Genomic DNA, 13,932 nt, shown 5'->3' on the forward strand with positions numbered 1-13,932 from the left:
ACCGTAGGGATGCCCGGCGACGGGCCGGTCAAACCCCTGGCAGCATGGACGCGTGGCCGACCTCGACTTCGCGGGCGCGCTGGTCTACGCGATCCCGCTGCGCACCCGGTTCCGCGGCATCACCGTCCGCGAGGGCATGCTGATCGAGGGCCCGGCCGGCTGGGGCGAGTTCTGCCCGTTCGCCGACTACGACGACGCCGAGTCCGTGCCCTGGCTGCTGGCCGCCGTCGAGCAGGCGACGCGGCCGCCGCCGGCGCCGGTGCGCTCGCGGATCCCGGTGAACTGCACGGTCCCGGCGGTCGGTCCGGAGCGGGCGCACGAGCTGGTCGCGGCGTCGGGGTGCACGACGGCGAAGGTGAAGGTCGCCGACCACGCGGACTCCCTGGCCGAGGACGTGGCCCGGGTCGAGGCGGTACGCGCGGCGCTGGGTCCGGCGGGACGGGTCCGGGTCGACGCCAACGCGGCGTGGGACGTGGCGACGGCGGTGCGGTCGCTGCGGCTGCTGGATGGGGCGGCGGGTGGGCTGGAGTACGCGGAGCAGCCGTGCCGGACACTGGACGAGCTGGCGGCGGTGCGGCGGGCGGTGGACGTGCCCATCGCGGCCGACGAGTCGATCCGCCGCGCCGACGACCCGCTCCGCGTCGCCGTCGCGGGCGCCGCCGACATCGCCGTCATCAAGGGGACGCCGCTGGGCGGGGTGCGGCGGGCGCTGCGGGTCGCCGAGGCGGCCGGCCTGCCGTGCGTCGTGTCGTCGGCGCTGGAGACCAGCGTCGGGCTGGCCGGCCAGCTGGCGCTCGCGGCGGCGCTGCCGTCCCTTCCCTATGCCTGCGGGCTCGGCACCCTCTCGCTGTTCACCGGCGACCTGGTCGGCGACGGCGTCAGCCTGCGGCCCGTGGGCGGGTCGCTCCCCGTCCCGCCGGTCCCGCCGTCACCAGACCCGGAGAAGGCAGCCGAGTTCCGCCACCCCGACCCAGAACGGGAGCGGTGGTGGCGGAACCGGCTGTCGGGGGTCCGGGCGCTGGCCGGGCCGGGCTGATCATCCCCCGAGGGCGGCGTGGCCCTGGCCGAAGAAGCCGTCCGGGTCGTAGGCCGCCTTGACGGTGCACAGCCGGGCGTAGTCGGCCGGGGTGTAGGCGGCCGACGTCCGGGTGGTGTCGGCGAGGAAGTTGAGGAACGCGCCGCCGATGCCGTGCGGGCGCAGCCGGTCCACGAACTCGGGCGTCGGCCGGTCGAGGATGACGCTGAACGGCACGCCGCGGTGGCTGACCGGACCGGCGTCAGGTCCGGGACGGGCGGTGGCGCCGCCGTAGTTGCGGATCTCCACCGCCGAGCCGGCCTCGGCCGCCGCGACCACGGTGTCGACGACCTCGTCGCCGACGGCCGGGAGAAAGTCGAAGAACCGGGCCGGGGTGCCGCCCATCGCGGCGTCGGCGTACTCCATGCTCCGGTAGCCGTCGACCAGCGCCGGACCGGCGGCCAGCCGCAGCGGACGGAGCAGCCGCTCGGCGTCGTCGGCGCGGCCGGTGTAGAGGGCCTTGACGCCGAGCGCGCGGCGGCCGCGCAGTTCGGCCGGCATCGCCTCGACGTCCGGGATGGTCGTCAGCACGACGGCCGAGCTCATCTCGTCCGGCGCGGCGGCGGCCCAGTCGCGGTAGACCCGCAGCGCGTCGCCGGCGCGGGACACGTCGAACCACGAGATGCCGCCGTAGACCTGCGCCACCGGGTAGACCCGGAACTCCAGCGACGTCACGACGCCGAAGCCGCCGCCACCGCCGCGGATCGCCCAGAACAGGTCCGGGTGCCGGTCGGGGCCGACGGTGAGCAGCTCGCCGTCCGCGGTCACGATGTCGGCGGAGAGGACGCTGTCCGCGGCGAAGCCGTGCTTGCGGGCCAGCCAGCCCATGCCGCCGCCGAGCGTGTAGCCGGTGACGCCCACCGCCGGCGACGAGCCGGACAGCGGCGCCAGCCCGAACGGCCGGGTCGCGGCCAGCACGTCGCCCCACACCGTGCCGGGACGCACGCGGACGACCTGCCGGGCCGGGTCGACGAAGACCGACGACATCGCCGTCGTCTTCAGCAGCAGCCCGTCGTCGTTGGGGACGTAGGTGCCGTGGCCGGTCGCCTGGACCGAGAACGGCAGCCCGTGCTCGCGGGCCGCACGCACCGCGGCCTGCACGTCCGCCGTCGACCGCGCCTCGACGACGACATCCGGCCGCGGGTCGAGCGTGGGCAGCAGCGGCTTGCGGTGCGCGTCGTACCCGGCGTCGCCCGGCTCGTGGACCGTGCCCGCGATGGCGCCGCGCAGGGCGGTGGCGGCGGTGGTCTGCTGGTGCTGGATCGTGATGGTCATCGTCGTCTCCTCTGGGCGTCTCACCCGGTACGTCGATGCCTGTGGCGAGTTCTCGACATCCGCGGCGAACTTTTTTGCGATGACTTCACGATCGGCCCGCGAGGTGGGTCCGGACATCCGTGGAGAGCACGGATCGACCACGGAAAGCGCTCAGTGGGCTAGGGGGTGGCTGACGGATATTGGTGGATGCGGGCGGCGTCCAGGGGCCGGTCCAGCAAGGCGGAGGAGGAGGTCGATGCGGTGCCATCGACCGACGACGACAACGCAGCTGGTCGGTTCCTGGACGCCGATCCGCGCCGCCGAAGATCCGTCAGCCACCCCCTAGCAGCAGGCTGCGCTCCCACTGGTAGCGGCAGGCGGCCGCGTCGAGCGTCTCGGCGGCCGCGAGGACGCCGTCGCGGTCGCCGGCGGCCAGCGCGGCGGCGCGGTCGACGATCGCGGCCGCGACGACGTTGTCGGTGGTGAACGGGCGGGCGCGGGCGATCCGCTCACCGGCGTCGGGTAGCTCGGCCAGCACGGCGGCCTCCGCCCAGAGCGCCGCGTACCAGGGTCGCCAGATCAGCTCGAACCAGCTGCGGAACTCCTCCGGCGGACGGTGCAGGACGGCGACCGCGTCGGCCGGGCGGTCCAGGTGCAGCGCCTCGAGGGCGGCGAAGAAGCTCTCGACGGAACGCTGGTCGTGCGGCCGCCGCTCGGCCGAGCCGATGCCCACCTCGACGTCGCGCCAGACGGCCTGTACGGCGGCGTCGCCGCGGGCACCGTGCACGGCGCCGAGCGCGGCCGCGACCCGGCGTAGCGACGGGATGCGCGGCCGCCCGGCCCGCTCCCAGCTCTCCCGGAACAGCTCACCGACGCCGACCGCCTCGGCCCAGTCGCCCGTCAGCACCATGACGACGATCAGCCGGGCGGCGCCGGCGTGCGCCACCTCGCGCTGCGACGGCAGGTCGCGCAGCGTCTCGGCGGCCTGCCGGGCCTGCCGGAGGTCGCCCGCCGCGATCGCCGACTCCGCCGCCATCCCGTAGGCGTCGGACAGCTCGAAGCCCAACTCCGGGTCGGGCGGACCGGCCAGCAGGGCGGTCCGGCGCAGCGCGCTCTCCAGGGCGGCGCGGGCCTCGCCGCGGGCGAGGCGCAGGCCGGTCAGCTGGTCGAGGGCGGCGCTCTCGACGACCGGGTCGCCGCTCTCGCGGGCCAGCTCGATCGCCCGCTCTGTGGAGGCGACGGCGCCCGGCTGGTCGTCGACGGCGGCGAACGCCTCGACGACGGCGCAGCGGGCCCGGGTGCCGGGATCGTCGGCGAGCGTCCGGGCGGTGGCCAGCCAGCCGGCGGCGGTCGCGGCGGGCGGGACCTCGGCCAGGATGCCGGCGGAGCGGTGCACCAGCTCGGCGGCGTGGGCGTACTGGTGGGCGGCGAGGACGTGATCGCCGGCGCCCTGCGCGGCCTCGGCGGCGGCGAGGTGCAGCCGCAGGGCGTCGGCGCCGGCCAGCCGGGACCGCGCCGACCCGGCTGCCAGCCGCAGCGCGGCGGCCGCGGCGGCGCCGTCCGGGGTGAGCGCGGCGGCCTGCTCGAACCGGCGCTGCGCCTCCGCCGGCAGCCCGCGCCGGTGACACAACCGGCCGACGAGCAGCGCCGTCTCCGCGGCCGACGGGCCATCGTGGGTGACGATCCAGGCGAGGGCCGCGTGCAGGTCGTCGGCGAGACGATCGACGTGAGCGCGCCAGCCGGAGGTGGCCGGGTCCGCGGCCAGCAGCGCGGTCCCCTCGGCGGTGCACCAACGCAGGTGCGCCTCGTGCACCTGCGCCGTCTCACCGGCGTCGGCGAGCAGCTCCGCGCCGTACTGCCGGATCGTCTCCAGCGCCTGGTACCGCGTCCCGTCCCCGCCGGCCACGGGCACCAGCAGGCTGTCGTCGGCCAGGGCGGCCAGCACCGCGGCGGAGCCCCCGGCCACCGCGGCGGCATCGGCGGCGCGGAACGGCGCCGCGAACACCGACACCCGCCGCAGCACCGTCCGCCCGGACTCGTCGAGGAGGTCGTGGCTCCAGTCCAGCGCCGACCGCAGCGACCCGTGCCGCCCGCCGCCGCGGCGCGCGCCGTCGAGCAGCCGGAGCCGGTCGCCCAGCCCGCTCTCCAGCCCGTCCAGCCCGACGGCCGGCAGCCGGGCCGCGGCCAGTTCGATCGCCAGCGGGTTCCCGTCGAGCGCCGCGCAGATCGCCGCCACGCGCGCCTCCGACCCGGACGGCAGCGGGGCACCGGCCGCCCGCGCCCGCGCACCGAACAGCGTCACCGCGTCGGCACCGAGGCCGCCGACCGGCACCACCCACTCGAACGGCAGCAGCAGCCGCGACCGGCTGGTCGCCAGCACCGTCAGCCCGGGCGCCGCGGCCAGCAGCGGCTCGACGAACCCGGCGACGCCGTCGAGCAGGTGCTCGCAGTTGTCCAGGACGAGCAGCGCGGACCGCCCGCGGGCCCACCCGGCCACCGTCTCCGGCACGCCGCGGCCGGGCTGCTCGCCCAGGCCCAGCGCCGCCGCGACCGCGGCCGGGACCGCGTCGCCGTCGGGCACGGGGACGAGGTCGGTGTACCAGGCGCCGCCGGAGAACCGGTCCGCAACGTCGGCCGCGACGGCCAGCGCGAGCCGGGTCTTCCCGACGCCGCCGGGGCCGACCGCCACCACCAGCCGCTGCTCCGTGACGGCGGACAGCAGCGCGGCCCGCTCGGCCTCCCGCCCGACGAACGAAGTCAGCGGCGCGGGCAGCGCCGGCGCGGCGGCACCGGCCGACACCACGGACGGCGCCAGCGCGGCCAGCGCGCGCCGGTCGCTCGCGCCGAACTTGCGCAGCAGCGCCGACACGTGGCTCTCGACGGTGCGCACGGAGATGACGAACCGGGCGGCGATCTCGGCGTTCGTCAGGTGCTCGCCGAGCGCCGCGAGCACCTCAGCCTCGCGCGCCGAGATCTCCGGAGCCGCCACCCGGCCATTGTGGCGCAGCCGCCCCATAGAGTCGGGGAGATGACGCCGCACCCCGACATCGAGGCGATCGTCTTCGACATCCTCGGCACCATGGTCGACGAGCCCGGCGGTATCCGGCGGGCCCTCCGCACGGCACGACCCGACGCCGACGACGCGGCGGCCGCCGACCGGTGGGCCGTACACGTCGACGAGCAGCAGCGCGAGATCGTCGCAGGCCGCCGGCCGTACGCCGCCAGCACCGTCATCGACGGCGAGGCGGCCGCCGCCGCGACCGGAACCGCCGACGGCGCCGACGCCGTCGCGGCCGACGCGCTCCGGCTGGAGCCGTGGCCCGACTCCGTCGCCGCGCTGGACCGCCTCGCCGCCCGGTACCCCGTCATCGGCCTGTCGAACGCCAGCCCGGCAGCGCTGACCCGCATCAGCGCGCACGCCGGGCTGCGCTGGCACCAGCTGCTCTCCGGCGAGGACGTCCGGACCTACAAGCCCGACCCCGAGGTGTATCGGCTGGCGATCAGGGCCACCGGCGCCGCGCCGGAGCGCCTGCTCATGGTCGCCGCCCACGCCTGGGACCTGCGCGGCGCCCAGGCCGTCGGCATGCGCACCGCCTACGTGGCCCGCCCGGTCGGCGACCCGCCCGCGCCCTCGGATTCCTTCGACCTGACCGCGACCGGCCTGGACGACCTCGCGACCCAGCTGGGCGCCTAGCTCCGCTTGGTCTCCGAAACTCCGACACTTGAGCCGAGTTTGAAGCCGGTGGCGGCGCCTCGCCGGCCCGGCGCAACGGTGTGGGATGGCTGCGTGATCGATGTGAGAACGCTGTCGTGTCCGCGACAGTGATGCCGCGTCGTTTCCGCAGCGATCTCACATCCATCTCGGCGGCGACTGTGCGCCCCGAGCGCGTCACTGGGTGGGATCACTGTGCTTGCTGGGTGGCGTTGCTGTCGTCAGAGCAACAGTGATCCACCCCACCTGGCGCAGCGATCTCACACAGTGGCGTGGGGATCGCGCAAAGGGGACGCGCGGCCACGGTTCCGCCCGTTTGCGTACCTCACCCACCGGTTCGGCGGTCCGAGGCCAACCTCGCTGGCTGAGTGAGTCCGATTGATCTTCAGCGGTCGTACGCGGGGTGAGGCCACCGTCGCCGGGGACGGCAATCTCACCCATCGATGGTGCGCGCCCAACCGCGGCCGTTGCTGCCGGGAGGGACCGCGGTCGGCCGGCCGGTCTTCGCGCCGGTCTACTCGGTCGGCCGGGCTCGCGTTGGCCGGCCGGCCGTGCGCCGGGTTCCGTGCCGTTCGCCGTGGTCCGCACGTTGGCCGTCCCCCTGGCGCCCATTTTCTCAGCCGCGTGACCACGCCTCAAGCGGACCCATGGGCGCTTCGCGCGGGCGGGGTCCGCTTGACCCGCGGTCCCGCGGCCAAGAACGGGCACCTATCAGGGGGACGGGGAAAGACTGGGCACACCTCGATGCCCGCTGCCTTGGTCCCGGCCAGCTGTGGCCGCCACCGCCGTGGGGTAGCGGCACGGCTTCACCCGCGCCGGATGCACCTCACCCGCGAAAGCACCGCATGGCCGCCGAAGACGACGCTCATCCGGCGCTGCGGCGGGTGACGTGCTCCCCACGCGAGTGACGTCGACGATCTGGGCCGTCTTCGATAGCCAGAATCGTCCAACGGCACCCGTAACACGACTCCCGCCATCGAAGACGATGGCGGGAATCGAGGACGACCAAACGGTGCACCGGGCGGGCTGTGCCCGCACTTCCCCCGTCCCCCTGATAGCTGCCCGTACTTGGCCGCGCGCGTGCGGGTCAAACGGACCTTCGCCGGCGCGAATCGCCCCACAAGTCCGCTTGAGGCGCACGTGCGCGGCTAAAGAAAATGGGCAGCAGGGGGACGGCCCACTGCCGCACAACGGCCAACGCGGCGAGCAGCCCGGCCAACGCACCGCACCCGCGCCAGCCGGCATCGCCGACGAGACGTCCACCCGATCAGTCGAACCCATTATCTAGCCGCGTGGGGCCGTGCTCGCCCGGGTGATCAGGCTGGTGGCCAGCTCGATCCGCAGCGGCTGGTCGGTGCCGGGCGGGTCGAGGACGGTGCGGATGGCGATGCGGGCCATCTCCATCAGCGGCTGCCGCACCGTGGTGAGCGCCGGCGACACCCACTCGCACAGCGCGACGTCGTCGAAGCCGACGACGCTGAGGTGGTCGGGGAGGCGCAGCCCGCGCCGGTGCGCCTCGGCGTAGACGCCGGTGGCCTGCAGGTCCGAGCCGGCGAAGATGGCCGTCGGCGGGTCGGGCAGGTCCAGCAGGGCGCGGGCCTGAGCCGCACCTCCGCCCGGGCGGAAGTCGCCGTAGCGGACCAGCGCGTCGTCGGACGGCAGCCCGGCCCGGCCGAGCGCCGCGCGGTAGCCCTCGACCCGCTGCTGGCTGCAGACCAGTTCCGGCGGGCCGGTGATGACGCCGATGCGCCGGTGCCCGAGCCCGATCAGGTGCTCCGTGGCGGCCAGCGCGCCGGCCCAGTTCGTGACGCCGACGGTGGGGATGGCGGGGTCGAACCCGCCGACCGGGTCGACCAGCACGAACGGGATGCCGGCCGCGGTCAGCCGGCGAGCGCCACCGGCCGGCAGCGGCGCCAGCGCGAGCAGGACGCCGTCGGAGCGGCGGGCGGTGACGCGGTCGAGCCAGCTCGCGTCGTCGCGGCCCTCGGTGGCGGTGACGACGATGGCGGCGCCGGCCCGGCGCGCCTCCTGCTCGGCCCCGCGCAGCACGTCCATCGACCACGGCGTGTTCAGCTCGGAGATGACGAGGTCGATGAGGCCGGTCCGCTCCTCGACCCGGGTGCCACGACGTTCGTAGCCGCGGGCGTCGAGCAGGTCCTGGACGCGGGCGCGGGTGGCCGGCGCGACCTCGGTCCGGCCGTTGAGCACCTTGCTGACCGTCGCCTCGGAGACGCCGGCCTCGCGGGCGATCTCCGCGATCGTCACCCGGGTGGTCGTCACCGCGCCGCACGCAGCCTGACGTCGTCGCGCGCGCCGACCAGCCACGACATCGCCTCGACGCCTTCGACGACGGGGTTGGCCAGCGCACCGACGCCGCCGGCCTCGATGCGCACGACGTCGCCGGCCCGCAGTGTCCACGGCGCGGCCGGGACCAGGCAGGTGCCGGTGGACAGCACGGCGCCGTCGGGGAAGACGTCGGCACGCACCAGGAACGACACCAGCTCGTCGAACCGGCGGCGCAGCTGCGACGTGCTCGCCGTGCCGGACCAGTCGTCCGCGCCGTCCCGGGTGATCGACATGGACACCGGCAGCGCGTACGGGTCGGGTACCTCCCACGCCGGCCGGACGCCGGGGCCGACGGCGCACGCGCCGAGGTAGGCCTTGGCCTGCGGGAGGTAGAGCGGGTTCTCGCCCTCGATGGTGCGCGACGAGACGTCGTTGCAGACGGTGTACCCGGCGATCTCGCCGTGCGCGGTGACGACGACCGCGACCTCGGGTTCCGGGACGTCGAGGCGGGAGTCGGCGCGGACGGCGATGGGCTCGCCGTCGCCGACCACCCGCCACGCGACCGACTTGAAGAACAGCTCCGGGCGCTCGGCGTCGTAGACCTGCTCGTAGACCGACGCGGCCCGCTCGCTCTCCTCGACCCGCGCCTCCTCAGACACCTTGTACGTGACGCCGCAGGCCCACACCTCGGTGTCGTCGTCGACGGGCGGCAGCAGCGACACGCCGGCGACGGGGAACGCCGGCCCGGACGCGCCCTCGACGACGGAGCGCAAGGACGCCAGGGGCAGCCGCCACAGCGCACCGAGCGACCCGACCCCGTCGAGCGTGGTGACGGTGTCGCCGTCGAGCACTCCGACGCTCGCGGCCGGGGACGACCGGGTGGCGAATCTGACCAGCAGCACAGCGACTCTCCATCCGACGACTGCCGAAAGTTTCGGCGCGACCACGGTAACGACCGTCACACACGCACGTCAACGGCCCGCCATCAACCCACGTCCAACCCTTGCGATCGTCGCCGACCCCGGCCTAATGTGGCGAGGTCGACCGGAAACTTTCGGCTGGAGGCCGCCGCATGAACGACTACACCCCCACCCGCGAGGACAGGTTCTCCTTCGGCCTCTGGACGGTCGGCTGGGAGGGCGTGGACGTCTTCGGCGGCGCCGTCCGGCCGCGGCTCGACCCCGCGCTCGCCGTGCACAAGCTGGCCGAGCTGGGCGCCTACGGCATCACGTTCCACGACAACGACGTCATCCCGTTCGGCGCGTCGCCGTCCGAGCGCGACGCCGCGCTGAAGCCGTTCCGCGCGGCCCTCGACGAGACCGGCCTGCAGGTCCCGATGGTCACCACGAACCTGTTCTCGCACCCGGTCTTCCGCGACGGCGGGTTCACCAACAACGACCGCGACGTGCGCCGCTTCGCCGTCCGCAAGGCCGCCGACCAGATCGACCTCGGCGCCGAGCTGGGCGCGAAGGTGTTCGTCGCCTGGGGCGGCCGCGAGGGCGCCGAGTCGGGCGCCGCCAAGGACATCAGGGCCGCGCTCGACCGCTACAAGGAGGCGTTCGACCTCCTCGGCCAGTACATCCTCGACCGCGGCTACGACCTGCGGGTCGCCATCGAGCCGAAGCCGAACGAGCCGCGCGGCGACATCCTGCTGCCGACCATCGGCCACGCCATCGCGTTCATCAACGAGCTCGAGCACCCCGAGCTGGTCGGCCTCAACCCCGAGGTGGGGCATGAGGAGATGGCCTCGATGAACTACGCGCACGGCATCGCCCAGGCGCTGTGGCACGGCAAGCTCTTCCACATCGACCTCAACGGCCAGACCGGCCCGCGCTACGACCAGGACTTCCGCTTCGGCGCCGGCAACGCCCGCGGCGCGTTCTGGACCGTCGACGTCATCGAGTCCGGCGGCTATGACGGCCCGCGGCACTTCGACTTCAAGCCGCCGCGCACCGAAGACATGGACGGCGTCTGGGCGTCGGCCGCGGGCTGCATGCGCAACTACCTGATCCTGCGCGACAAGACCGCCGCGTTCCGCGCCGACCCGGAGGTCCAGGAGGCGCTGGCCGCGGCCCGGCTGGACCAGTTGGCCACGCCGACCGCGGCGCCGGGCGAGACCGTCGACTCGCTGCGGGCCGACGCGTTCGACCCTGAGGAGGCGGCGCAGCGCGGCATGGCCTTCGAGCGGCTCGACCAGCTGGCCCTGGACTACTTGTACGGGGTGCGCTGAGATCGAGGGATGAGCTGGTTCCTGCTCGGCGCTCCATGGGACTGTTCCGCGTCCGGACGGGGTGAGGCGGCGGCGCCCGGCGCGTTGCGTGCCGCCGGGCTGGCGTCGCTGGTCGAGGCCGACCTCGGCGACGCCGACACCGTCATCGAGGGCGGCACGCGCGACCCGGAGACCGGCGTGCTGGCGCTGCCCGCGACGGTCGCGGCGGCCCGCGCGCTGACGGCGTCCCTGACGGCCGCGCTGCGGGCGCGGCCCGGGTCGCGGCCGCTGGTCGTGGGCGGCGACTGCAGCCTGCTGCTCGGCGTGATCCCGGCCCTGCTGACGGTGGCCGGGCCGGTCGGGCTCTGGTACGCCGACGGCCATCCGGACTACCTCGTCGGCGCGGCGTCCGACACCGGCGAGACCGCCGACATGGACCTCGCGATCCTCACCGGCGACGGCGCGCGGGAGCTGGTGTCGCTGGCCGGGACGGTCCCGATGGTCGAGCCGTCCGCCGTCGTCCTGCTCGGGCACCGCACCGCCGGTCTGGACCCGGCGTCGGCCGCCGAGGTCGGGCGGCTGCCCGCCGCGCTGCACCAGATTCCCGCGCCGGAGTTGCTGGCCCGCCCGGCGGCGGCCGGCCGCACGGCCCGCGACCTGGTCGACGGCGCCGCCTGGCTGCACATCGACCTCGACGTGCTCGACCCGGCGGCGCTGCCCGCGGTGACGTACCCGCAGCCCGGCGGCCCATCGTGGGAGCAGCTGGCCGTGGCGCTCGCCCCGCTGGTGGCGTCGCCGCGACTGCTCGGCGTCAGCGTCACCGATTTTCGCGCCGACCTCGACCCGAGCGGCGAACACGCCAAACGGATCGTGGCGTTGCTGCGCGGGATCGTACGATGAGCGCGAACCGCATGGAGTAGCTCAGTGGTAGATCGCCCGGCTGCTTACCGGGAGGGCGCAGGTTCGATTCCTGCCTCCATGTCCACCTCAGCCGACCCGGACGGAGTGCTCGTGGCCGACGAGCGGCAGCAGACCTCGTCCGGCTATGCCTTCGGCCAGCTCGAACGCGCTCTGCGCATGGCCGCCGAGCAGGACGACCCCGCGGCGCGCGAGCGGGCCCGGGCCAAGGCGGAGCGCTGGCGGGCGGTGATCGGCGGCATGGCCGGCGGCCGGCTGACCGTCGGGTCGCGCACGCCGGTCGCCGGCACTCCGGCCTGGGTGACGCTCGAGGTCGCGCACGGCGGCTTCGCGACCGGCCGGCTGCTGGCCGAGCTGCCGCTGAGCGACGACGAGGCCGCTCGGGTGGCCGGACTGCCGGCCGAGGCGCCCGGTGCGAACGACCGGGAACGGCTCAACCTCTGGTACCTCGGCGACGCCGGGCAGGCCGAGCTGCTGGCCGCGCTGGCGTCGGAGCGGTACCGCGTCGAGCTGCCCGAGGACGCCGCCCTGCCGACCGTCGCCTGGCTGCTCCGGCACGGCCACCACGAGGCGGCGCTGGACCTCGTCGCCGAGCTGCGGCCATGGCTGGGCCGGCTGCGCCTCACCCCGCCGCCGGCCCCCGGCGCCCGCCCGGTCACCGGCACGTCGGTGCACCTGGAGCCGGTGGGACGCGTCCGCGAAGGACTGCGCACGCGGGCGGTGCCAGAGCAGGTCACGGTCATGCGCGAGACGCTGGGGGTCTGGCATCCGCTGTACGACCGGCTGGTGGAACTCTGGGCCGAGACCGTCGACGGCGACCTCCCGGAGCTGACCGGTGACGGCGCCGTCCGCGGCGGCTGGCCGTGCCGGCGGTGGCCGGAGGACTGGGCGCCGCGACGGGAGCAATGGCTGGCCGACCACGCCGCGGCCACGCGCGAGCGCCCCGACGCGACCGCGCACCCCAGGAGCAACCTCGCCCGGCTGCACGCCGCCCTCGAACGCTGCCCCGACGGCAGCTCGCTGCTCACCGGCCGCGAGGTCGGCTGGATCCGGCGCGCGCTGGCCAACACGGTCACGGCGCACGGCGCGCCGGGGTCACCGCGGCGGGTCGCGCTGCGCGCCGTCCAGGCCGAGGTCGCCGACCGGCCGACGCACGCCGCCATCGCGCAGCTGCTGGCCGACCGGCTGGAGCCGTTCCCGGCCGACGGCGGGCTGCCCTCCATCGAGGCCGTCACGGCCGATGTCGCCGACGGGCAGCCGGTGCCGCGAGGGCTGGTCCAGCAGGTCGAGCGGGCGCTCGACGCTCCGGTGGACGTGCTGGTCGAGCACGGCGTCATCGGGTCCGGCGAGGTGCTCGCGGGCGTGCTGCCGCGCCTGACGTCACAGCTGCTGGCCGCCGGCCTGGACGACCCCGCGCTGCGACAGCTGTACGCAGCGACCTACGCCGCGTTCCGCCGCCGGCGCGGCCTGCTGCTGCTCGACCTCCAGCACCAGGTGCGATTCGGGGAACTGCCGTGGGCCGCCGCGCTCGACCCGCTGCGAACGCCGGTGAAGGGCGCCGCACGGGAGGCGCTACGGGAGACCAGCCGACTGGCGCTGACGGCGTACCCGCAGGCGATCCTGCCGAACCCGCTGGTGCGCGAGCTGACGGCGCTGGCCGCGGAGGCGAAGGTCGGCGTACCGCTGGTCGAGGAGGTCGCGGCCGACATCTTCATGGGCACGTTCAGCCGCAAGTGGCACGACGCCGCCGCCGTCACCAGCACCGCGCTGGCAGGCACGCTGTACGCCCACTACTACGACCTCCCCGACGCCGCCTACTGGGCCGCGCACACCCCGCCGCCGGAGCCGCCCGGCCCGCGCGACCCGAACGCCGTGCCGGTGACGGCGGCCGCGCTCGGCAGGCTCTGCGTCGAGCGGGCGGCCGAGGCCCGAACGAGCACCGAGCGCAACCCGGTCGCCGTCAGCGGCACCATGATCGAGCAGAGCCAGATCCTCACCACGCACAACCTCGCGGCGTTAGTGCACGTGCTGGACCTGCGCGACGAGCTGCGGCCGGTCGCGCCGGACCTGACCGGCCGGGTGTTCCACTGGGTGGTTCGCCGGCTGACCCAGCCTTCGGCCCACCGGCACGCCGCACTGATCGCCGTCAAGAACGTCGCCTACGCCTGGCGCCAGGCGATCTTCTTCGCGTCGTTGTGCGACGACGGCGAGCAGCACGCCGCCGTCGAACGGCTGCGCTCGTTCGTCGAGGACGCCCGGCTGACGCGGTTCCACCCGGCCGTCGACGGGCTCGCCCACGTGGTCGCCGGCGGGCGGTTCCAGCCGAACGGGACGGCGCCCGGCGGCGGGCGGCGGCTGCTCGGCTGGGCCGCCGGCCCGCACTGGTACCTGGCGCCGTAACCCCGGGACACACGCCGGGAGCACGTCACTCGCATGAGTGCCGCGCGGCCGTCGTGGCAGCGGGATGTGTCACCTGAT

General features: G+C 75.2%; 9 protein-coding genes and 1 tRNA gene. 6 read left to right on the forward strand and 4 right to left on the reverse strand.

From position 1 onward, the window contains the following. Positions 1–52 precede the first annotated feature (52 nt). Complete coding sequence (locus ACW62_RS25395) at positions 53–1,036, forward strand: o-succinylbenzoate synthase (RefSeq protein ID WP_053206907.1); 984 nt, start codon at positions 53–55, stop codon at positions 1,034–1,036. Here the strand turns inward: ACW62_RS25395 and ACW62_RS25400 are convergent, their stop codons facing one another. Beyond that, positions 1,037–2,350 (reverse strand): FAD-binding oxidoreductase, encoded by a 1,314-nt coding sequence (locus tag ACW62_RS25400; RefSeq protein WP_083460159.1) that lies wholly within the window; start codon positions 2,348–2,350, stop codon positions 1,037–1,039. 310 nt (positions 2,351–2,660) lie between these two features. After that, complete coding sequence (locus tag ACW62_RS25405; protein WP_205629592.1) at positions 2,661–5,318, reverse strand: ATP-binding protein; 2,658 nt, start codon at positions 5,316–5,318, stop codon at positions 2,661–2,663. Positions 5,319–5,357: 39 nt separating this feature from the next. Here ACW62_RS25405 and ACW62_RS25410 point away from each other — a divergent pair, with 39 nt between their 5' ends. Then, positions 5,358–6,023, forward strand: a complete 666-nt coding sequence (locus ACW62_RS25410) for a haloacid dehalogenase type II (protein ID WP_053206909.1) — start codon at positions 5,358–5,360, stop codon at positions 6,021–6,023. A 1,302-nt stretch (positions 6,024–7,325) separates the two neighbouring features. Here ACW62_RS25410 and ACW62_RS25415 read toward each other — a convergent pair. Further along, a complete protein-coding gene (locus ACW62_RS25415) occupies positions 7,326–8,321 on the reverse strand; it encodes a LacI family DNA-binding transcriptional regulator (RefSeq protein ID WP_053206910.1) in 996 nt (331 codons plus the stop codon). Continuing rightward, positions 8,318–9,229 (reverse strand): fumarylacetoacetate hydrolase family protein, encoded by a 912-nt coding sequence (locus ACW62_RS25420; protein ID WP_053206911.1) that lies wholly within the window; start codon positions 9,227–9,229, stop codon positions 8,318–8,320. Before ACW62_RS25420 ends, ACW62_RS25415 begins: the two co-directional genes overlap by 4 nt. Positions 9,230–9,399: 170 nt before the next feature. Here ACW62_RS25420 and xylA point away from each other — a divergent pair, with 170 nt between their 5' ends. The 4 genes from xylA (at position 9,400) to ACW62_RS25440 (ending at position 13,854) form a co-directional block, all read left to right on the forward strand. Continuing rightward, entirely contained in the window at positions 9,400–10,557 is a 1,158-nt protein-coding gene (xylA, locus tag ACW62_RS25425; RefSeq protein WP_053206912.1) for a xylose isomerase, read from the forward strand. 9 nt (positions 10,558–10,566) lie between these two features. Next, positions 10,567–11,436, forward strand: a complete 870-nt coding sequence (locus ACW62_RS25430; RefSeq protein ID WP_053206913.1) for an arginase family protein — start codon at positions 10,567–10,569, stop codon at positions 11,434–11,436. A gap of 10 nt (positions 11,437–11,446) precedes the next feature. Next, positions 11,447–11,521, forward strand: a tRNA-Ser gene (locus ACW62_RS25435). Continuing rightward, positions 11,515–13,854, forward strand: a complete 2,340-nt coding sequence (locus ACW62_RS25440; RefSeq protein ID WP_157574968.1) for a hypothetical protein — start codon at positions 11,515–11,517, stop codon at positions 13,852–13,854. Before ACW62_RS25435 ends, ACW62_RS25440 begins: the two co-directional genes overlap by 7 nt. Positions 13,855–13,932 lie beyond the last annotated feature (78 nt).

Source organism: Jiangella muralis, from assembly GCF_001270745.1.
GTDB lineage: Bacteria > Actinomycetota > Actinomycetes > Jiangellales > Jiangellaceae > Jiangella > Jiangella muralis.

Coding starts and splice junctions, on each gene's coding strand:
- ACW62_RS25400 (WP_083460159.1), bottom strand. CDS start 2,350: ATGACCATCACGATCCAGCACCAGCAGACCACCGCCGCCACCGCCCTG.
- ACW62_RS25410 (WP_053206909.1), top strand. CDS start 5,358: ATGACGCCGCACCCCGACATCGAGGCGATCGTCTTCGACATCCTCGGC.
- xylA (WP_053206912.1), top strand. CDS start 9,400: ATGAACGACTACACCCCCACCCGCGAGGACAGGTTCTCCTTCGGCCTC.
- ACW62_RS25430 (WP_053206913.1), top strand. CDS start 10,567: ATGAGCTGGTTCCTGCTCGGCGCTCCATGGGACTGTTCCGCGTCCGGA.
- ACW62_RS25440 (WP_157574968.1), top strand. CDS start 11,515: ATGTCCACCTCAGCCGACCCGGACGGAGTGCTCGTGGCCGACGAGCGG.